22 protein-coding genes and 2 pseudogenes are annotated in these 19,729 nt (G+C 66.3%); 15 read left to right on the forward strand and 9 right to left on the reverse strand.

The annotated features are described in order from the left end of the window. Window positions 1–178 precede the first annotated feature (178 nt). Window positions 179–1,951, forward strand: a complete 1,773-nt coding sequence (locus tag ACVWWN_RS21090; protein WP_457145585.1) for an FAD-dependent oxidoreductase — start codon at window positions 179–181, stop codon at window positions 1,949–1,951. Window positions 1,952–2,181: 230 nt separating this feature from the next. Here ACVWWN_RS21090 and ACVWWN_RS21095 read toward each other — a convergent pair whose 3' ends face one another. Beyond that, on the reverse strand, window positions 2,182–2,871 hold the full coding sequence (locus tag ACVWWN_RS21095) for an SDR family NAD(P)-dependent oxidoreductase (RefSeq protein WP_457145586.1): 690 nt from the start codon (window positions 2,869–2,871) through the stop codon (window positions 2,182–2,184). A 309-nt stretch (window positions 2,872–3,180) separates the two neighbouring features. Here ACVWWN_RS21095 and ACVWWN_RS21100 point away from each other — a divergent pair, with 309 nt between their 5' ends. Then, window positions 3,181–3,576: a VOC family protein gene (locus tag ACVWWN_RS21100; protein ID WP_457145587.1), complete on the forward strand. Its 396-nt coding sequence runs from the start codon at window positions 3,181–3,183 to the stop codon at window positions 3,574–3,576. 10 nt (window positions 3,577–3,586) lie between these two features. Then, complete coding sequence (locus tag ACVWWN_RS21105; RefSeq protein WP_457145588.1) at window positions 3,587–4,729, forward strand: M24 family metallopeptidase; 1,143 nt, start codon at window positions 3,587–3,589, stop codon at window positions 4,727–4,729. A gap of 151 nt (window positions 4,730–4,880) precedes the next feature. Here ACVWWN_RS21105 and ACVWWN_RS21110 read toward each other — a convergent pair. Beyond that, window positions 4,881–5,424, reverse strand: a pseudogene (locus tag ACVWWN_RS21110) (integrase catalytic domain-containing protein); the annotation flags it as partial. Between the two features lie 63 nt (window positions 5,425–5,487). Between ACVWWN_RS21110 and ACVWWN_RS21115 the strand changes: the two are divergent. Then, window positions 5,488–5,679 carry a hypothetical protein gene (locus tag ACVWWN_RS21115; RefSeq protein ID WP_457145589.1) on the forward strand — a complete coding sequence of 64 codons (192 nt, stop codon included), beginning with the start codon at window positions 5,488–5,490 and terminating at the stop codon, window positions 5,677–5,679. Beyond that, window positions 5,673–6,755, forward strand: coding sequence for a DUF222 domain-containing protein (locus ACVWWN_RS21120; RefSeq protein WP_457145590.1), 1,083 nt, complete (start codon window positions 5,673–5,675; stop codon window positions 6,753–6,755). Before ACVWWN_RS21115 ends, ACVWWN_RS21120 begins: the two co-directional genes overlap by 7 nt. Here ACVWWN_RS21120 and ACVWWN_RS21125 read toward each other — a convergent pair. The 4 genes from ACVWWN_RS21125 to ACVWWN_RS21140 all read right to left on the reverse strand — a co-directional run bounded on the left by ACVWWN_RS21125 (window position 6,686) and on the right by ACVWWN_RS21140 (window position 9,964). After that, window positions 6,686–8,746: an AAA family ATPase gene (locus tag ACVWWN_RS21125; RefSeq protein ID WP_457145591.1), complete on the reverse strand. Its 2,061-nt coding sequence runs from the start codon at window positions 8,744–8,746 to the stop codon at window positions 6,686–6,688. The genes ACVWWN_RS21120 and ACVWWN_RS21125 overlap by 70 nt on opposite strands. Then, window positions 8,747–8,899, reverse strand: a complete 153-nt coding sequence (locus ACVWWN_RS21130) for a hypothetical protein (protein WP_457145592.1) — start codon at window positions 8,897–8,899, stop codon at window positions 8,747–8,749. After that, window positions 8,899–9,141: a hypothetical protein gene (locus tag ACVWWN_RS21135; protein ID WP_457145593.1), complete on the reverse strand. Its 243-nt coding sequence runs from the start codon at window positions 9,139–9,141 to the stop codon at window positions 8,899–8,901. Before ACVWWN_RS21135 ends, ACVWWN_RS21130 begins: the two co-directional genes overlap by 1 nt. A gap of 457 nt (window positions 9,142–9,598) precedes the next feature. After that, a complete protein-coding gene (locus ACVWWN_RS21140) occupies window positions 9,599–9,964 on the reverse strand; it encodes a hypothetical protein (RefSeq protein ID WP_457145594.1) in 366 nt (121 codons plus the stop codon). A 112-nt stretch (window positions 9,965–10,076) separates the two neighbouring features. Between ACVWWN_RS21140 and ACVWWN_RS21145 the strand changes: the two genes are divergently transcribed. The 5 genes from ACVWWN_RS21145 to ACVWWN_RS21165 all read left to right on the forward strand — a co-directional run bounded on the left by ACVWWN_RS21145 (window position 10,077) and on the right by ACVWWN_RS21165 (window position 12,996). Next, window positions 10,077–11,270, forward strand: coding sequence for a transglycosylase family protein (locus ACVWWN_RS21145; protein ID WP_457149213.1), 1,194 nt, complete (start codon window positions 10,077–10,079; stop codon window positions 11,268–11,270). Then, a complete protein-coding gene (locus ACVWWN_RS21150; protein WP_457145595.1) occupies window positions 11,267–11,485 on the forward strand; it encodes a hypothetical protein in 219 nt (72 codons plus the stop codon). Before ACVWWN_RS21145 ends, ACVWWN_RS21150 begins: the two co-directional genes overlap by 4 nt. A 284-nt stretch (window positions 11,486–11,769) precedes the next feature. Continuing rightward, a complete protein-coding gene (locus ACVWWN_RS21155) occupies window positions 11,770–12,114 on the forward strand; it encodes a hypothetical protein (protein ID WP_457145596.1) in 345 nt (114 codons plus the stop codon). Next, window positions 12,101–12,379: a hypothetical protein gene (locus tag ACVWWN_RS21160; RefSeq protein ID WP_457145597.1), complete on the forward strand. Its 279-nt coding sequence runs from the start codon at window positions 12,101–12,103 to the stop codon at window positions 12,377–12,379. Before ACVWWN_RS21155 ends, ACVWWN_RS21160 begins: the two co-directional genes overlap by 14 nt. A 155-nt stretch (window positions 12,380–12,534) precedes the next feature. Beyond that, window positions 12,535–12,996: a hypothetical protein gene (locus ACVWWN_RS21165; protein WP_457145598.1), complete on the forward strand. Its 462-nt coding sequence runs from the start codon at window positions 12,535–12,537 to the stop codon at window positions 12,994–12,996. Window positions 12,997–13,013: 17 nt separating this feature from the next. Here the strand turns inward: ACVWWN_RS21165 and ACVWWN_RS21170 are convergent, their stop codons facing one another. Continuing rightward, window positions 13,014–14,552, reverse strand: coding sequence for a recombinase family protein (locus tag ACVWWN_RS21170; RefSeq protein ID WP_457145599.1), 1,539 nt, complete (start codon window positions 14,550–14,552; stop codon window positions 13,014–13,016). A gap of 86 nt (window positions 14,553–14,638) precedes the next feature. Between ACVWWN_RS21170 and ACVWWN_RS21175 the strand changes: the two genes are divergently transcribed. Beyond that, window positions 14,639–14,944, forward strand: coding sequence for a hypothetical protein (locus tag ACVWWN_RS21175; RefSeq protein ID WP_457145600.1), 306 nt, complete (start codon window positions 14,639–14,641; stop codon window positions 14,942–14,944). Window positions 14,945–14,966: 22 nt separating this feature from the next. Here the strand turns inward: ACVWWN_RS21175 and ACVWWN_RS21180 are convergent, their stop codons facing one another. Further along, window positions 14,967–15,380, reverse strand: a complete 414-nt coding sequence (locus ACVWWN_RS21180) for a F420-dependent biliverdin reductase (RefSeq protein WP_457145601.1) — start codon at window positions 15,378–15,380, stop codon at window positions 14,967–14,969. A 35-nt stretch (window positions 15,381–15,415) separates the two neighbouring features. On the opposite strand from ACVWWN_RS21180, the gene ACVWWN_RS21185 reads away from it, so the two are divergent. From ACVWWN_RS21185 to ACVWWN_RS21200, 4 genes are read left to right on the forward strand one after another with little or no spacing between them, the layout of a single operon-like run. Then, entirely contained in the window at window positions 15,416–16,159 is a 744-nt protein-coding gene (locus ACVWWN_RS21185; protein WP_457145602.1) for an SDR family NAD(P)-dependent oxidoreductase, read from the forward strand. Window positions 16,160–16,187: 28 nt separating this feature from the next. Then, entirely contained in the window at window positions 16,188–17,393 is a 1,206-nt protein-coding gene (cbiE, locus tag ACVWWN_RS21190; RefSeq protein WP_457149214.1) for a precorrin-6y C5,15-methyltransferase (decarboxylating) subunit CbiE, read from the forward strand. Continuing rightward, on the forward strand, window positions 17,390–18,145 hold the full coding sequence (cobM, locus tag ACVWWN_RS21195; RefSeq protein ID WP_457145603.1) for a precorrin-4 C(11)-methyltransferase: 756 nt from the start codon (window positions 17,390–17,392) through the stop codon (window positions 18,143–18,145). The genes cbiE and cobM overlap by 4 nt, the downstream gene beginning before the upstream one ends. Then, window positions 18,145–18,876 carry a cobalt-precorrin-6A reductase gene (locus ACVWWN_RS21200; protein ID WP_457145604.1) on the forward strand — a complete coding sequence of 244 codons (732 nt, stop codon included), beginning with the start codon at window positions 18,145–18,147 and terminating at the stop codon, window positions 18,874–18,876. Before cobM ends, ACVWWN_RS21200 begins: the two co-directional genes overlap by 1 nt. 110 nt (window positions 18,877–18,986) lie before the next feature. Here the strand turns inward: ACVWWN_RS21200 and ACVWWN_RS21205 are convergent. Next, window positions 18,987–19,721 (reverse strand): annotated as a pseudogene (locus tag ACVWWN_RS21205) (phosphotransferase family protein); the annotation flags it as partial. Window positions 19,722–19,729: the final 8 nt, after the last annotated feature.

Consider the following 19,729-nt stretch of genomic DNA (forward strand, 5'->3'; position numbering starts at 1 on the left):
CGGAACTGTTCGCCATGTGGCCACCGACCGGGCGAATCAGCCCGCAACTGGGGTTGGCGCTGGGGCCGACACGGATTCGGCCGCCCGCGTTCGTGAGCACCGTGGTGTTGACGAGCCTTCAGGGCGGTCCGACATATCCCGGCGAGCGGTCCGGAAACACAACGTAGGCAGGCAGGCAATGACTGAACATCCCAGCGCAAACTGTCGACATTACGACGTGCTCGTCATCGGTAGCGGGTTCGGCGGCAGCGTCACGGCGTTGCGGCTGACCGAGAAGGGCTACCGGGTCGGAGTCCTCGAGGCGGGGCGGCGCTGGGCCGACGCCGATTTCGCCAAGAGCACGTGGGACGTCCAACCATTCATATGGGCACCGAAACTGGGGCTCAAGGGGATAACGCGCATCCATCCGCTTCCTGACGTCATCGTGGTGGCGGGAGCCGGTGTCGGCGGCGGCTCACTCAACTACGGCAACGTTCTCTATGAACCCAAATCCGAGGCCTTCTACCGCGACAAGCAGTGGGCGCATATCACTGACTGGCGTGCCGAACTGGCCCCACATTACGACCAGGCCAAGCGCATGCTCGGTGTGTCCCGAAGCCCTACCACGACTTCGATAGACGAGATCGCGAGGGATGTCGCCGCGGACATGGGCGTCGGGCACACCTTCGAAATGACCCCGGTCGGTGTGTTTTTCGGCCCGGACGGCTCCGCCGAGCCCGGCAAGCAGGTCGATGACCCGTTCTTCGGTGGTGTCGGCCCGGCCCGCAGCGGTTGTATCGAAGTGGGGGAGTGCATGTCCGGTTGCCGGCATAACGCCAAGAACACCCTGCCGAAGAACTACCTGTATCTGGCGGAAAAGGCAGGCGCGACTGTGCACGCGGAACGCACGGTGACCGCGGTGCACCCCATGCCGTCGGGTGGCTACCAGGTCGACACCGTCCACACTGGCGCGTGGCGCCGGCGACGCAGCCGGGAAACATTCAGCTCAGACCAGGTCGTCTTCGCCGCAGGAGCATGGGGCACCCAACAGGTGCTGCACCGAATGAAAGCGACCGGGGTCCTGCCCCTCCTCTCGGATCGACTGGGTGTGCTGACCAGAACGAACTCCGAATCGATAGGCAGTGTCACGGGGAAGTGGCGCCATCGAAGAACTCGTGACTTCACCTCGGGAGTTACGGTCACCTCGTCGTTTCAACCCGACGAACACACTGTCGTCGAGCCGTTCCGCCAGGGCAAGCGATTGAACACGATGGGGTTGCTGATGACCGTGGCGACAAAGGGCGGCGGGCAGCATCCGCGCTGGGTGCTGTGGCTGGGTAAGGCCGTCAGGCATCCAGGCATGCTCTTTTCGCTGTACGGAGGGATCAATCAGTGGGCGCGGCGCAGCATCGTCACCGTGACGATGCAGGACCTGGACAACTCACTGACTCTCTACCCGAAGCGAGGCAGATTCGGTGGATGGACGGTGACATCCAGGCAAGGGGAGAGTGCGCCGAATCCGACGTCGGTTCGGGCCTCCGATGAAGTCCTCGAGCGGTTGGCGGCCAAAATCGACGGCTTCACCGCAAACGGTGTCGGCGAAATTTTCAACATCCCCATGACGGCCCACTTCCTCGGCGGGTGCACCATCGGTGACGCGCCCGGCACCGGCGTCATCGACCCGTACCACCGCGTCTACGGGTATCCAGGGCTGCACATCGTTGACGGCTCCACGGTGACAGCGAATCTCGGTGTCAATCCGTCGCTCACCATCACGGCGTTGGCCGAGCGAGCCATGTCGTTCTGGCCGAACAACGGTGACGAAGATCCTCGCCCCCCGCTGACCGACGACTATTGCCGGCTGGATCCGGTTGCGCCGAGATCGCCGACCGTGCCGCCCGCCGCGCCGGCCGCCCTGCGGCTGTCCATCGCACCCGGCGCTACGGGGCCCGAGCCCGAGGTTCGTCCGTGACCAGGGATCGATACCCAACCAGTGGTCGATGTCGAACCGGTCCGCGGCTTCGGTGAAGAGGCGGTGCCGGGTAAGCGCGGCAGCGGTGTTCATCTTCGGTACGAGGCGATTGCCTCGACAGCGCCCCGTCGGGTTGAAAGTGCGGGAAATCGAGGGCAGGCACCAAGTATTGGTGTGCCGAATCGAGGTTGCGACTCTTCCTGTTTCGCAACTGATTCCGGCCGACGGCGTCAGCTGGTCATCAGGCCGCCGTCCACCGTCAGATTGGCCCCGTTCATGCCACCGTTGGTCAGAAGGAATTCGACCGCGTCGACGATCTCGTCCATCGTCACCAGTCGGCCGATGGGCGTGCGCTGAATGTGTGGATGAGTGTCGCGTACCCCGAGCCACTTCGGGCTGTCACCGACAACACCGGGATGGATGGCGTTGATTCGGCGCGGAGCCAGTTCCACCGCAAGCGTGTTGATCAAGGAGGCAACCCCACCGTTGAACGCGGTGACCACCGTGGACCCGGGATACGGGCGATCCTTGGCGAGACCGCCGAACAGCACAACCGACGTATCGGGCGTGAACCTGTCGAACAAGGCCCGGATCGTAGCCGTATAGCCCACCAGTTTCACCGTGACCGCTTCGATCGCATGTGCAGGGTCGAATTCTGCAAAAGTGTTGAAGTACTGCGGGATTGCCGTGATGACAAGGTAGTCCACCTCGGTGACAGGGTGCAGCGCATCGGCGATTCCGTCGGGCTTCGTCAGATCGATTGCCAGACCGATGGTCTTGCCGCCGATCTCGGTGGCCACCTGATTGGCTCGTGACTCGTCCCGGCTGGTGATGAACACCGTGTCGCCCCGGTCGGCGCGTCGCTGCGCCAGGTGTTGCCCGATACCGCTGCTCCCGCCGACGATGACTGTTGTACTCAATTCTGCATGCTCCATTCGTTGTCGGGTGGACGGCGTTTGTCTCGTCAACCACAACGTCGCTGCCGGGTCGAACCGTTCGATCACGAGAATCGTCGACATCATTCATCCGGCGAATCCGTCGAGTCCCTAGTTTGGTGCTGGCCCGCCACCTGGGGCTACGTCGCCGAAATTCATCTGCTGCTCCGCCGCCGAGGCCGGCGCAGTGGCCGCGAGTACGTGACGCCACTGTTCTACGTCAAACGGTGCTGCGGGAGCGCCCGGAATGGGACCGGCCGCACGTCGCCACGGTGTCGCAGTAGCGTGGTTGGCATGCCCTTCGCTATCGACCGCATCGACCATGTGGTGCTCAACTGCCGCGACGTCGACGCCACCGTCGACTGGTATGTGCGGGTCCTGGGAATGCAGCGTGAAGTCTTCGGCGACAATCGAGTCGCGCTGGTGTTCGGGAACCAGAAGATCAACGTCCGGCCCACCGGGGCGCCGAACTGGGAAACCGGTGCCGTCGACGTGCCGGGCTCGCTCGATCTGTGCTTCATCGCCGAGATGAGTGCGGACGACATCGGCGCGCATCTGCGCGCGTGCGGCGTGCAGATCACTGCGGGACCGGTGCCGAAGACCGGTGCATCGGGCCCCATGACGTCGCATTACTGCCGCGATCCAGACAGGAACCTGATCGAGGTCGCAAGCTATCGGACCCAGGATTAGCCTGGCTGGCATGACTGCCAACCGATTCGGCACCGATGTTTACGCACAGAGGCTTCGGGCGGCGTCGGCCGCTGTGGCCGATGCCGGGGTGGCCGGCCTGGTCATCACCCCGGGCTACGACCTGCGCTACCTGATCGGCTCACAGGCCCAGACCTTCGAGCGATTGACCGCGCTGGTGCTGCCCGTATCGGCTGAGCCGACGATGGTGGTGCCCCGGCTGGAACTGGCCTCGCTGAAGGAATCCGCGGCAACGGAACTCGGTCTCGCGGTGCGCGATTGGGTGGATGGGGACGACCCGTACCGGTTGGTGACCGAGGCGCTCGGCGGCGCACCGGCCGCCACGGCGGTGACCGACGCAATGCCCGCCCTGCATCTGTTGCCGCTCGCCGAGGTCCTTGGGGTGGTTCCGGTGCTGGCCACCGACGTGCTGCGCCGACTCCGCATGATCAAGGATGCCGCAGAGGTCGATGCGCTGCGCATGGCCGGTGCCGCCATCGACCGGGTGCACGCGCGGGTGCCGGAGTTTCTGGTGCCCGGCCGGACCGAGGCCGACGTGGCCGCCGATATCGCCGAAGCGATTGTGGCCGAAGGACATTCGGAGGCCGCATTCATCATCGTGGGCTCCGGACCGCACGGCGCCGACCCGCACCACGAGTGCTCCGATCGCGAACTGCGAGCCGGCGACATCGTCGTGGTCGACATCGGCGGACCATACAAGCCCGGTTACAACTCCGACTCAACCCGCACCTACAGCATCGGCGAGCCGGACGTCGAGGTGGCGAGCCGCTACGCAGTGCTGCAGCGCGCGCAGCAGGCCGCGGTCGACGCGGTGCGACCCGGAGTGACCGCCGAGCAGGTCGACGCCGCGGCCCGCGACGTATTGGCGGCGGAGGGGCTGGCCGACGCGTTCCTGCACCGCACCGGCCACGGGATCGGGCTGTCGGTGCACGAAGAGCCATACATCGTCGCCGGCAACGATCTTCCGCTCGAGGCGGGCATGGCCTTCTCCGTCGAACCGGGCATCTATTTCCCCGGCCAGTGGGGTGCACGGATCGAGGACATCGTGATCGTCACCGCCGACGGGGCCAGCCCGGTCAACCACCGGCCGCACGAACTGATTGTGGTGCCCGCGGGGCCGGAGGCCTCAAGTTAGGCCCTGTGGACGACTTCTGACTCGTGTCGGCCTGTTGCCTCATGTCAAGATGCGCGCGTAGGTGGATTCGTTGCCTCACGAGAAGTAGTTGGTCAGCTTGCGGTGTTTGTGCTGGTGGGATGCGTTATTTAGTGATGTTGGCTGGCCTGGTTTTGGACTGCAGCTGCCAGATTTCGTTGAGTAACAACAGCTCTGTGGCGGTGTCGTAGCGGTGGTAGCCGACCACGGTGCGCACTACGCCCAGTTCTTCTGCTCGACGTGACAGCCATCGTCTTATTGCCCGGCCGTGCCCGGGTGAAGGTGACTTGGCGCCCTTGGCACCATTGGAACGAGTGGTCGTTGATGAATTCTGATCCGTTGTCAGGGTCCACGCCCAAGATCGGAAACGGCATCTTGCGGGCGATGTCATTGAGTGCGGCCAGCACAAATTTGCCGGTCTTGTCGGGCACTGAGCGGTTCTCGGTCCAGCCGGTGGCGATATCGGTGACCGTCAGCGTGAACGCATGAGGTCCAGCCGGGTTGCCGCCGTCGTGGCCGACCAGGTCGATCTCAACAAACCCGGGGCGAGCGTCGTCCCAGTCAGCCCAGGTGCGCACCGGGATCTGACTTTTGAGCAGCGATCCCGGCTTGGTGCTGCAGCGCCCTTTGAGTCGATGTTTAGCCCGCTCGTCGGCCAGGCGGCGGTCGATGGTGGCCTACGCGCGCATTTTCAATGAGGCAACGAATCAACCGTTCGCGCGCATTTTTGACGAGTCAACGTGTCAGTGGAGTCCGGCATAATCGAATGTAAGTTCGAATTGCCGTCACCGGATGTGTTGCTGTCGGTGATCGAGGCCGGCCGGCGCGAGGAGTCGGCGGTGATGGCGCAGCGGATGGCGGCGATCGCGGGGTTGTTGTGGCATCGGGTGGACGACGCGAGAAAGACGATCCCGATCCGGGATACATGTTGATCACCGGGTTCGCCCGCACGACCGCGGAGGTGTCGGCGGCGTTGAACCTCTCGCCGATGGGGTCGCGTCAGTTGGTCTCGCAGGCCGAAGCGTTGGATACCCGGCTGCCGAAGGTGGCCGCGCTGTTGGCCGAGGGCAGGACCGATTGGCGCACCGTGCAGATCATCATTGCCCGCACTGATCTGGTCGGCTCGGAGTCGATCGGCGAGTTGGACGCCTCGTTGGCCGAGCGGATCGCGCATTGGCAGTGCTGGTCGCGGCGGCGGATCATCAACGCCGTCGACGCCGCGGTTCAGGTGATCGATGCGCAGGCGGCCAAGGAACGCCGGGTGACGGACGACACCGAACGCCACCTCAGTGTCACCGCACTGCCAAACGGGACGGCCCAGGTGCGGGGCAATCTGTCGGCGCCGGCCGGGGCGCTGTTCGATGCCCGGTTGGCCGAGATGGCGACCTCGGTGTGCGCGAAGGATTCGCGCACCCTGGCTCAACGCCGCGCCGACGCGGTGAGCGCGCTGTGTGAGGGCCGCCCGCTGGCCTGTGATTGCCGGCGGCCGGAATGCCCGGCCCGACCTGACGAGACGACGCCGGTGGCGAGGCCCGCGGGTGGGGTGCGCATGGTGCTCAATGTGATCGCCGGGGCGGATACCGTGGCCGGGCATAGTGAGGCGCCGGGTTATCTGGCCGGCTACGGGGTGATCGACGCCGCCCACGTCCGCGAGCTGGCGCAGGCGGCGTTGGTGCGTCCGGTGGAGTGCCCGGTCGTGTCCGCGGCCGAGGCGCTGCGGTATCGGCCGTCGGCGGCGTTGGAGCGCTGGATCCGCTGTCGGGATGTGACGTGCCGGTTTCCCGGCTGCGACCGTTCGGCCTGGATCTGCGATGTGGACCACACTGAGCCCTTCAACCATGACGATCCGGCCGCGGGTGGGTGGACGGTGCCGTGGAACCTGGGCTGTTACTGCCGTGAACACCACCGGTATAAAACGTTTCTCGACGGCTGGCGTGATCACCAGCTCGCCGATGGCTCTATCGTGTGGACCTCACCGACCGGGAATGTCGAAGTCCTGCAACCGTAAGGAAACTTGGGCAGAGCTGCCCAGGTTGGCGGCGATTCGCGTTGGCGCGTCGCGAAAAATTCGCGTCGGCGTGTCACGGCGGATGCTTCCGGCCAAGGGTATATGACGGCGCTGTTGGTGCCCACAATCGGGACGATGACGAACTGGTGGTGGTCGAGTTCTGGCCCGTCTTTGCGCTTCTCACGGTCGAGGGTGATGACCGCGCCGTCGCGGCTGGCGAAGTAGACGGTGTCGGCTGCGCCTTCGAACGCCGAGGACCCGCGCATCGTCTTGCCGTCCTTCCCGGCGTGGTGCACGCCCTGCACGACGCCGCGCCCGCCGGGGGTGCAGCCCAGCAGCCGCACCATGTTGTCGACGGCGACGCCGCAGTCCTTGGCGCTGTTCTCGTCGGCGCCGACCATGCAGCGGGCCAGGGTGTCCAGGATGACGTAGTCGTAGCCGCCCCAGCTGATGAGCGCGCCGAGGTTGGCCACGTCCACTGCCCGCGTCAGATTCACCGGGTGCGGCAGGAGCGCAAAGTCGCCGTCGCCAATCGTGGCGTGCCAGCCGCGCTCCCATGCGTCGACGCGGCCCTTGAATCCGAACGCGCCTTCGGCGGCGACGTAGAGCACGCGGCGCTGCTCGACGGCCCGCGCTTGCCATTTGCGACCGGTGAGCACGGACAGCCCCCAGTCGAGGGCAATGAACGTCTTCGCGGTGCCCCACTTGCCGTACAGCAGGACGATGGTGCCTTGGTCGAGGACGTTGTCGATGAGCGGCTCGGGGTCGGGCAGCTCGCGCAGCGCGGCGCGGGTCAGGATGCGGGAGGTGTAGAGCGGCGGCTCGGGCGGTGTGGCCTGTTGGTCGTCGTCGTCGCCGCCGACCGACCCACCGATGATCTGTACCTGCTGCTGCTGGTCGTCTATCACCTTGAGCCAGCACGTCAGCACGTCGTCGTCGTTGCGCTCATCGAGCCGCCCGGCAAGATCGGCGCGGCTGGCGACGACGTAGCGGGTCTGCTCCAGCGTGAGCCCGTCGTCCTTACAGGCGGCGACGACGCGGTAGGTGTCGCCGGAGCGGTCGCCGGTGACGTTGTCCAGCGCCGCCTGCACGTCGGGGTGCGCGGTCAGGTCAACCGACTCGCAGCGTGTGGGAACGGCTGCGGTGCCGGCCTTTCCGTTCGTGACGGCGCCGAGGTCGACGCCGAGCGCGTCGGCGAGAGCGCGCGGGTCGACACGGTTGTCGGGAAAGATGCCTTCCACCGACAGGACCGGTGTCGGCTTGCCGCCGAAGGCCGCGCGCTTGTGGTTGAACGTGCCGGGCGGACGCAACAGGTCGTTGTCGCTGATCTTGCCGGGGTCGCCGCCCAGGCGCTTGGTCAGTGCCCGGCACAGCGCCTCATGTTGGGCGGCTGTCACCGGCGCCGCGAGGGGGACGTAAACGTGGGCGTGGCCGGGTGTGCCTGAGGCCACGGCGAACCCGTCGAAGTCGCTGCGCATCTGCACTTGGTGCACTAGGACGTGAAGTTGGGCCACGTCGTCGAGTGCCTCACTCGAAGTTCCCTCGCTGTCAGCCGTGCCCCTATCGATGTCGGCGTGCACCAGCGTGTGTGTTACCGCCGTTCCCTTGGCCCGTGTGCGGTCCTTCATGACGTAGGGGCACACGTAGACGTCGGAGTGCGGCGCGGCGGCCAGGATCGCGTTGACGGCCTTGTCCGCCTGAGCGGGCCAGGTGTAGGGACGTTCTCGCCAACTGCTGTGCCGAGGCTTGCCGTTGGGGCCGAGGTGCACGCCGGTGCCGGTGGCCGTTATCAGGTAGCCGACGGCGTCCCCGAGGGTGGCGTGCAGGTAGGCGCGCACCGTGTCCGCGTCGGCACTGGCGGGCATCTCACCGTTGCCGCCGGGGTCGCCGCCGGCGTTAGACTTCGTGTTGTCGGTGGTGATAGCTGACGATTCGGGGCTGGGCTCGACCTGTACAGGGCCGGGCCTGCCTTCGTCTTCGGGGGGACTCATTCAGACCACCCGCATCTTCAACAGGGTGGCGATCTCCTGCAGGTCCTCGCGGGTGAGCGGCGGCGCTTCGTCAAGAAGCCGCTTGACCCGGTCGGACCAGGCTGCGGGGCAATAGCTTTGGTGAGATTCGGCGGGTTCGGGATCGGTGGGCATCATGCACCACCGCCGGTGGCAGGTGCCGGGCGAAGCTGCTCGGCCAGCGCGGTGCGCTGGGCATCGGTCAGATCCGCTTCGGCAAGCACCCGCTCGATGAAGTCGCTGATCTTGGCGCAGGCCAGCCCGCGCTTGGCGTCGTCCAATGCTTGGCCGCCAGAAGGGCGTTCACCATTGCGGATGGCGCGTTTGATGCCGGCGATGGTTGCACGGTAGTGGGCGGCCTCCGATGAAATCGGCATAAATTAACTCCAGGGGTCGATCCATCACCCCTGGCTGCTGGGAGGGGATGTGACCCCCAGGTATATGCCGTACCTGGTCGCCCCGCGTGCGGGAAGGAAGGAAACTAACGCCCTTCTTGCCTACAGATTATGGCAGCTAATTCGGCTAGACGGATAGTTGTTATGCCATCAAATGCGAGCCGGCGTACGACTTGGCCCAACGGGACACCGCAGTATCGGGGCAGGCGACGCCCGCACAGCTTGCACGCGATGAGGTCGGTGCCGAACGCGGACTGAACCAGGGCACGACGGTGACGAACCTGGCCGCTAGCGGCTTTCCGCTCAGCGCGGGCCATCCGGCGGGGCGGCATCCGGTTGAGACTCCAACTTTCGTCGCTGTTTACGGTGATTCTCTGGATCTTGGCGACCTTGCTGCGGGCATGGCGCGGGTCGTCGCAAATGATGTCGATAAAGGTTGTCACCGGCACACCGCCGCGATGAACTCATCGTTGCTCGATGTCGGCGCGGCGACGTAGTCCTCGACCATCCCAACCGACACGCCCATCTCGTCGGCGATCTCCTCGATGCTGTGGCCCTCGCCCAGGCCCCACCCGATGACAGTCCGCATCCAGCGGAAGTAGAGGCCCACATAGTGCGCGTCCCTGGCATAGCCTTTCGGTTCCTTCTCCACTGCGGCGAAGGCGATGGCGAACCTCATCCGCTCCAACCGGCGCACATCCTCATCATGTTGGTCGATTTTCGCGTCGAGCTTCACTAACTTCTCCAGCAGCTCCGGCCAGATGTCAGCTCCCTCGGTGGCTCCTCGGGTGATATAGCGGCGCACTCGGATTCCACACGCGCCACGAACTCCTCAAGGGGTTCACGCTCGGCGCGCTCGGCATCCAAGCGGGCCAGGAATTCCTCGTCGGACTCCTCGCCGTCGTCCTCACGCGGCCCTGGCCTCGGGTTACGGCGGCAAGCAGTTCGCCGACCGCGCCGACCTGGCCACCAAGGAAGAACAGATCAAGGTGGCCACCGCGCTCTACAACGACCAGGGCGCGGCCCCCTGGCCAGCCAACGGCTGGATGCTGACCGCCAAGAAGACCAGCGGCGGCGGCGGTGGCGGTCGCGGCAGCGGTCTGCCGTCAGGTCTGCTGCCGGCACCGGCGGGTGCCACCGCGCTGCAGGAGACGGGGCTGCAACCAGCCGCGCTCAACTCCGGGCGCCTCATCGAGAACCTGTTTCCCGAGATCCAGTCCATCGGCGGGGTTCGCCCAGACTCGCTGCCGTTCCACCCCAGTGGACGCGCCCTGGACGTGATGATTCCTCAGTATCAATCCGCACAGGGCAAAGCCCTCGGCGACCAAATCATGAGCTTCTTCCAGCAGAACGCGGACGCGCTGGGCGTGGAAGACACGATCTGGCAAGACTTTTGGCAGCCCACCAACGGCAGTCCCGGCAAGAAGCTCGGCAGAGCAGGCGACACCGAGGGCCACCGCAACCACGTTCACATCACCTTCGGCGATAAAGCCGGATTCGACAACGCCAGCGTCGCCGGCGCCGGCGGCTACGACGGTCCCGGCCAGAACCGCAACAGCCCGATGTACGTCGAATCCGCCAAGGACAGCGGAGGCGCACAGCTGGGCAAAGACATCGTGTCGGGGTTCATGGACATCTTGGGATTCGGCGACTTGTTCAAAGACCCAACACAATTCGGGCTGTTCAAAATCTTCAAAGGCCTCATGGGTGTCAAGGTCGGCGACCAAACCCAAGGCCAAGGCCAAGACCAGGGCGGCGGCCTCGGCGGCCTCCTCGGTGGCAGCGGTAGCGGTGGCGGCGGGCTGCTGGACAGCCTGATGGGCATCATCCCGCAGCCGTTCGGGGCGCTCAACAGCGGCAGCCCCGAGGACGCACCCGGTGAATTCATCCCCGGTATCAGCGACGGCGGCCACGGCGCCGCCGCCAGCACCATCCTCGGCGGGCTCGTCCCGCAACCCAAGACGGAGGCCGGCAAGTCGGCCCAACGCATCTACGACCAGAGCGTGCACCTGGAGGGCTCCCACTTCGGCTACAGCCAGACAGCGGTCAAAGACGGGATCCAGGAAGGCCATTTGCAGGCAGCCCGACCGCGACTGAGGCCGCTGCCGTGAACGACGTCGTCAGCAACGCGGACTTGGATGGTGCCATCCACACCGTCGACCGCCTCATCGACGCGCTACGGCAGCTGCAAGCGCACGGCATCGCACCATCGGTCGAGGAGATGGCGCTGGCCAGCCTGCACGACGGCGACGGCGACCCGCTGCGCACCGTCGCCCGCCTGTCGCTGCTCCTCGCCGTCACACTGCAGAGGCTCGCCGCCCAGTGACGTGTAGTCGAAGACCACGCCTGTTCAAAACCGAACACCTGACCCATCGCCGCAGGCCAAGGCCGGCGTGGCGGGCAAGAAGGGTCGATCCAGCTGTAACAAATGTGACACCTGACCCATCGCCGCAGGTCATTGGGGTCCGGTCGCACGACTGGAGCCCAGGGTGGGGGTGCACTCCGACCGGCCCGGTCCGGCCACCCGCAGGCTATACCGCTCCGCGAAGCCCGCACGCACTCGTAGGCTTACCGTTTTTTCCTGTGTCCCATGACCGCGAAGGTGCCCTTATGACCGCCAAGGAATCGCCCGGCAAGCGTCTGGTTAAGGCGTTGACGTCGGCCCTACCGGATTCGATGGAATGGACCCAAGTCGAAGGCATCACCCTCGACGCGGTCGAACACGCCGGCAACCGGCTCGACGCGCTGCGGAAGCGATTCGACGTGGCGGCGCGTAACCCCGAGGTCACCGAGAACCGACTCGCGGTGCTGTCCGCTGAGATCCGGCTCCTCGAAGACGCCATCAACCGGTGGGTTCGCACACTGAATCCTGATGGTTCGCAGACGAAGTCGGTGTCGGCGCCGCATCAACGGGCGGCGTTGAGCCGTTGGCACGGTGCCAGTGCCTCAGCCTAAGTTTCGGCGCACCGAGGCTGATCTGCGCCAGTGGTTACTGCGCGAGCGCAAGGCGTTCCGCCAAAAGATGGCCTCGCGTCTCGCTGACGATGCCGACTGGTCCTCGTCGGTGTGGGACCAGTTGAGTTGCTCCGTCGATGCGCTGGCCAATGGCGGGGAGTATCGGCTGCACGCGTGGCAACTACCCGATGGTCACTGGGCGTTGGTTCACGGCGTCACCACGGATTGGGTGCTCGGCGCCGACGACGTGCTGCGGGTCGTGTGATCGCGTGGTTGATGGGACGCCGCAGGTCGCCGTGGTTTCAATCGAAACAGCTCGGCGTGTCGCCTTCAATCGAATGTTAGTTCACCTAGCGTGGGCGACATCGCGCGGAGACTCCGCGAGGCAGCCCCCCTAAGAAGAGCGGAAAACCAAGAGCGGTGAGCGAAACCAACGAGGCCATGGAAGACATCTGGACCACTCGAGACTTGCCCGTGCTCAAGGCCATCGTTGAGCTCTACGAAGAGAAAGGTCAGGAGAGGATGCATGTCGCCGACATCGTAAAGCGCGTCCACTTCGACGAGTCGACTGTTCAACGAGCAATCCGCGCGCTCTATTCGCAGCCCTACTTGACCGGGGACGGTCGCACGGCGGCTTCGGGCAATCGGTACCTGCGCGTCGGTCCTCCGACTGGCGAGGCACGTCGGGTTGTCGGCGCGTGGCCTTCACCCGAGGGCCTTCTGGAGCGCCTCGTTGCTGGCTTGGAACGCGCAGCCGAGGATCCAGATCGACCCGACGAGGAGCGGGGAAAGCTGAAGCAGACCGCGCTGTTTCTGAGAGGCGCTGTGGCTCAGGTCGCAATCGCCGCCCTCGGTGGTGCCGGCGGCAACATGCTGAGCTGAAAGGCAGCCGCCGCCGCCTACACCAAGGCCAGGCGCGGGTCGATACCCCCCATGGCACGAGTTCGCCGTTTCCACTCGATGTCGATGTACTGATCGTCAAACACCCTGACGCCCCGTTGGGCCTTGTTCACCGTCACGGTCATCAGCCGGTCGATCACCTTCCCGCGCGTGTTGGGTGACGCCTTCGCCCAGTTTTCGGGAACCTTTTCCGGGCCGTCCTTGGTGATCTCATCGACCGGGTCGGTGCTGACCTCCTCGGCCAGCTGGGCCTTCAGGACAGCGTCCAGCGCTTCCAATTGTGGCTTCAATTCCGCTGTGGCGCTGGCTAACTGTTCATCATCGATAAGCCCGTTCGCGTGCATGCGGGACTGAGCGTTGAGCCGCTCCCGCAGCGCCTTCTTCTGCGCCTTCACCATGACGACATCAACGCCGTCATCCTCACCATCGACAGCCAACCGTCCCTCGTCTTCCTTTCTCGGATTGCTCAACCGCCCCACGACAAGATCGTTGATGAACGCGTCCAGCGGCTCACCGAGGCGGGCCACATGAGAGCTTGGCCTGCACAGGTAGGTCATCCGGGTGGGCCTGCCCTTACCTCGGTTCGGGTACCCCGCATACATTTTCCCGCCACAGATACCGCACCGATACACCCCCGAACCCTGGTGCTTGGTCTCAAATGCGATGCCCGTCCTTCGTTTCGGGTCAGACAGGAAAGCCACCAGCCCGAGGTGAATGTTCTCCTCCAGCAGCGGGTCCCAGGTGCCGTGGCCGACGACCTTGCGCTCATAGGTCATCAGCGCCGCGTACAGCGGGTTGGAAAGCATCCGGCTTAGTTGAAGGTTGGTCCAGGTGCAGCCGCGAGTGGTAGTCACACCGGCCTTATTCCATTCGATGGCGATGGAGCGCAGCGACCGCCCGCGCAGCACCTCGGTGGCCGCCTTCTTCAGCAGCGACGCCTCCGGTTCGAGCGGCTGGCCGTACTTGGTGTAACCGAACGGGCGCTGCCCGGCGTTGTTCCACTCGCCTGCAGCGCGGCGCTGCTGATTGGCCAGCCTCTGCCGCTCACCCTTGTGCTCCGATTCCTGCACGGCCACCGAGCCGACGATAGTGGCCAGCATCCGGCCTGTTGCGGTCGACAGGTCTAGGTCGCCACCGTTGACAGTGCGGATCTGCACGCGCCCGGCGTCGGCAGCCTCGATCAGCCGGACAAGGTCCTTCAGCGACCGGTACAGCCGGTCGGGATGCCAGACCAGCAGCACGCCGAATTCGCCGCGCTGCATCGCCGCGAGCATGGCCTCGAAGTCGGGCCGGGTTTTGCCGTTGTAGGCGGAGATGTCGTTGTCCTCGTAGACGTGCTCGTCGGCGACGTGACAGTCGAGCCGGTCGGCGAGCCTCAGGCAGTCCTCGCGCTGGCGGGCCACCCCGAGGCCGTCGCCACCCTTGCGGGGCTGCTCCTTGTCGGCGGCCTTGTCCCCGTTGTTCTTGTCGGGGTCCTGGCTGATGCGGGCATAGATCGCGGCGCGTGTCTTGGCCTGCGATTTCCTGTTGGTGGTCATGCCATCGAGACTAGTGCATCAACTCGACATTCCGGACCGGACGGACCTACCGCACCCACCCCGGCGGACCGGAGGTGTTTCCCCAGATGCGGGCCGGCCGGGCCCGGGAACAGGCCGCCCGTCGGGCGCGGGCCCGCCACCGGTTGGCGGCCCAACGACCGGTCAACGCCGAGCATCGCCGGATCAACCGCGCCCGCCGCCAGGAGATCGCCAACCGCACATGGCGCAACAACATGCGCCGAACCCTGCAGATGTTCAAAGGCGGCCAACCCAGCACCAGCCCCTGGTGCACCTGGGTCAACGACCCCCTCGAACCCGAACACATTCCCGCCGACTGGAAGCCACCACCCCTGCCACCCACAGACGACGACGACGACGAACCACCCTTCTGAGCGGCGTGGTGAATGAGTAGAGCTAGTTGTCGGCGCGGTCGAGCAGGTCTGAAGAGCCGAGGACGCGCGCGACCCGCACCTCGATGACGACGCGGCGCGGGTTGACCCGCGGAGTGCGGTAACGCTGGGCATAGCGCAGCTCGGCGTCGCGCACGGCGTCGGCGTCGGTGTTGACGGTGGCCTTGCCTTCCAGCGAGAGCCAGCGTGCGCCGTCGACCTGGCTGAGCACGGCCACGCCCTGGTTGTCGGCGTTCACCGCCTTCTGAGACCCACCCGTGGTGATGACGCGTGCGATGTGAGTTTTGGGGTCGAAGGTGAATCCGACCGCCACCACGTGCGGTGAATTGTCCGAACGCAGCGTGGTCAGCATGGCCAGATGTCGTTCGGTGAGGAACGCCATCGCGTCGTTCGTGAGCCGGGTGGTTGCCTTCGCCATCGAGCCCCACGCTAGCGCAGGTGATAATCACAGCCGTGAAGGACACGAGGCTGGTCGTGATTTTCGGCGGCCGCAGCGAAATCGGCATCGAACTGGCCAAGCGGCTGGCCGCCGGGGCGACCGTGCTGCTGGCCGCCCGCCGCGCCGACCGCCTCGGCGACCAGCTGGCGGCCGTGCGCGACGCGGGCGCCACGGCCGTGCTCGTCCGCGAGTTCGACGCCGACGACCTGGCTTCCCACGCCCCGCTGATCCGATCGATCGTCGCCGAACACGGCCCTATCGGTACCGCGGTGCTGGCGTTCGGGATCCTCGGGGACCAGGCCCGCGCCGAGAATGATCCCGCACATGCCGCGGCGATCGTGCACACCGATTACGTCGCGCAGGTCAGCCTGCTGACCGTGCTCGCGAACGTGATGCGGGACGCAGGTGAGGGCACCATCGTCGCGTTCTCGTCGGTGGCCGGGGTACGGGTGCGCCGCGCCAACTACGTCTACGGATCGGCCAAGGCCGGCCTGGACGGCTTCTGCAGTGGCCTCGCCGATGCCCTGCACGGCAGCGGGGTGAACCTGCTGTTGGTACGGCCGGGGTTCGTGATCGGGCGGATGACCGAGGGCATGGCGCCGGCGCCCATGTCGAGTACACCGCAGCAGGTCGCCGACGCGACCGCACGGGCGCTGGCCAAGGGGCGGCGGACGGTGTGGATCCCGGGGCGGCTCGGGCCCGTGTCGGTGGGAATGCGGCTGGCGCCGCAGTTCATCTGGAGGAGGTTGCCGCGATGAGCGCTCGCGCGAAGAGCCGAGGGTGGCGATGATCGTCGTGGTCGGTATCGGGGCCGACGGGATGTCTGGACTGCCGCCCACCTCGAGCGCCGAATTGGTCAGGGCGACAGTGATTTATGGCTCTCGACGCCAGCTGAGCCTGCTGGACGGCACCGTCAAGGCGGAGCGCAGGACATGGCCGTCGCCGCTGCTGTCCGGTCTGGACTCCATGCGCGACATCGACGGTGACGTCCACGTGCTCGCCAGCGGCGACCCGATGCTGCACGGTGTCGGTGGTCTTCTGATCCGGATGTTCGGCGCCGACCGTGTCGCGTTCCTGCCCCACGTGTCGTCGGTGACGCTGGCATGCGTACGAATGGGCTGGGCGGTGCAGGAGACGGAGGTTATCAGCCTCGTCAGCGCAGAGACGCATACCGCGGTGCGCCGCGGCGGTCACGCCGTCGTCTTGAGTCGAGACGGCGCGGGCCCTGCCGCACTGGCGCGGCTGCTCACCGATACCGGGCGCGGCGATTCCGAGATCGCGGTTCTCGAGCAACTCGGCGGACCGGGCGAGCGTCGCCGCGACGCCACCGCCCGCGATTGGGCCGCCAACCCGCCCGATGATGTCGACGCCCTCAATGTCATTGCCGTCCGGTACCTCCCCGACGAGCGGCAGTTCGGCGTGCTGCCCGACGCTGCGTTCAGCCACGACGGGCAGATCACCAAGCAAGCGATGCGAGCGGTGACGCTGGCGGCACTGGCGCCGCGCCCTGGGGAGCTGCTCTGGGACGTCGGCGCGGGTTCGGGCAGCGTCGCGATCGAGTGGTGCCGAAGCGGTCCCGGTTGCCGGGCGATCGCATTCGAACGTGACGAACAGCGGCGCGGACGTATCCGCGCCAACACGGTGGCTTTCGGCGTCAAGGTCGATGTGCGCGGGGAGGCGCCCGTCGCCTTCGACGAAGTCGTGCTCGAGGATGGGGGCGCCGACGGAGTGCCACGGCCGACAGCCATCTTCATCGGTGGCGGTCTGACCCAGCCGGGTCTGGTCGACGCCTGCTTTGCACACCTTCCGTTGGGCGGCCGGCTGGTCGCCAATGCCGTCACCGTGGAATCCGAAGCCGTACTTGCCCATTGGTATCTCCGACACGGCGGCGAACTGCAGCGCTATCAGCACTACCGCGGCGAGCCGGTCGGCGGATTCACCGGTTGGCGCCCCGCGCTGCCCGTCACGCAGTGGTCGGCGACCAAGCGATGACCGTCTACTTCATCGGCGCCGGGCCCGGTGCCGCCGACTTGATCACGGTGCGCGGTCAACGGCTGCTCGGCCGTTGCCCGGTCTGCCTGTACGCGGGCTCGATCATGCCCGACGACCTGCTGGCGCTGTGTCCGCCGGAGGCCCGGGTCATCGACACCGGCCCGCTGACCCTCGATCAGATCGTCGCGGAGCTCGCCGACGCCCACGCAGCGGGTCTTGACGTGGCGCGGCTGCACTCGGGCGACCCATCGCTCTACAGTGCGCTGGCCGAACAGTGCCGCCGACTCGACGCACTCGGCGTCGACTATCAGATCGTGCCCGGCGTACCTGCGTTTGCCGCCGCCGCGGCGGTACTCGGTCGTGAACTGACGGTCCCCGGTGTCGCACAAACGGTCACGCTGACACGAGTGGCGACGTTGTCGACCGCGATGCCGCCGGGGGAGGACCTTCAAGCGCTGTCCGCACCCGGTTCCACCCTGGTGCTGCATCTGGCGGCCGCACAGGTCGACGCGGTCGTGCCGCAGCTGCTGACCGGCGGATACCTGCCCGAGACTCCCTGCGCCGTCGTGGCATTCGCCAGCTGGCCGCAGGAGGTCGTCCTACGGTGCACGCTGGCCGACCTTGCCGCACGGACACACGATGCCGGAGTCTCTCGCACGGCCGTGATCGTCATCGGTGATGTGCTAGCCGCGGAGGGTTTCTCAGATAGTTACCTGTACTCGTCGGGCCGGTCACGGGGGGACAGACACTGATGCGGGTCCTGTTGCTCGGTGGCACTTCCGAGGCGCGGGCGCTCGCGGCGCGACTGCACTCCGTCGTCGATGTGATCAGCTCACTGGCCGGACGCGTGCCCGACCCCGCACTCCCCATCGGTGGGGTGCGCATCGGCGGATTCGGTGGGGTCGACGGGATGCGGGAGTGGGTGGTCGATTACGGCATCGACGCCGTTGTCGATGCCACGCATCCCTATGCGGCCACCATCACCGCGCACGCGGCCGCGGTGTGCAGCGACCTGGGTCTGCCGTATCTGCTGCTGTCCAGGCCGGCGTGGCCGACGGGCGACGCGAGGGTGGTTTGTTCTGATATCGATGCAGCGCAAACCGTTGCCCGGGAACATTATTCGCGAGTATTCCTGACCACCGGCCGGTCCGGTACGGCAGCCTTCCTTGCGGTCGACGCGTGGTTTCTGGTGCGGGCAGTGACCGCCCCCGATCCGGCGATGTTGCCGCACCGCCACGAATTGCTGCTGTCGCGGGGGCCTTACCACTACGACGACGAGGTCGCCGTCCTGCGCGAGTACCGTATCGACGCTTTGGTGACCAAGAACAGCGGCGGTGCGATGACCCGGCCGAAGCTGGACGCCGCGGCCGCCCTCGACATTCCGGTGCTCATGGTCGCACGATCCCCGCTGCCTGTGGGCGTCGCCACGGTGGACACCGTCGATGATGCGGTGGCGTGGGTCAGATCGACTGGTACGACTTGATCAGATCCAGGGTGTCCAGTTCGCGGATGGCCCGGCAGCCGCGGTGAAGCATGGTCAGCATCAGCGGTGAAGTACGCCAGGTCGCGTGCCGGCAGGCCGATGCCGACCGTCTGCCAGTCGACGACGGTGATCCGCGTGTGGTCCGGGTCGAACAACATGTTGTCCAGCCGGTAATCGCCATGCATCAGCGCGTATCGCTGCGGTTCGGCCATCAGCCACGGCGTCACCAAAGACATGGCCGCGCGGAGGGTTTCCTGGTCTTCGATGCTCATGGACGCACCCAGTTCGTCGATCAGGATGCCTGCCGCCATCACCGAGATGTCGCCGAGGCCCTTTGCCGCATCGTCATCCCCGGGTTTGGGCATGGCGATCGCGGTCAGCGCCAGCCACTCTTCGTCGCACCAGCTCGGCCCGTGCCGCCCGGCAAGCGCATCGACCGCCAGCGCCGCCTCGGTTGGCGTGCACCCGGCGATCTGGTCGCCCTGGACGGCCGGGGCCATATCGGCCAGCAGCAACACGAAGTCGGCGCCGTCGTCGGAGATCTCATGGTGGAAGCACCCGGGCACCGGTATCCGCATCCTGTCGGCGACCCGGGCGTAGTACTCGACCTCGGAGCGGTATCCCAGTGCCACGCGCCGGCGTACGGCGTCGTCCTGGGCGGACAGCTTGACCGCGAAGGTGCCCGGCAGTTCGGCCGTTGAAGCCGAATAGGGCGCCGCCAGCCGGTATGTCGCACCGGTCTGCCCGGTGCCGGTCGGCTTGACCTCGACGTCGAGCACGTCGGCGCCCAGCACCCCACCGAGCCACTGTGCGGTCACATCGCCAGGACCGCGCGGAATCGTCATGACGTCGC

The sequence above is a fragment of the Mycobacterium sp. URHB0021 genome (assembly GCF_054057895.1).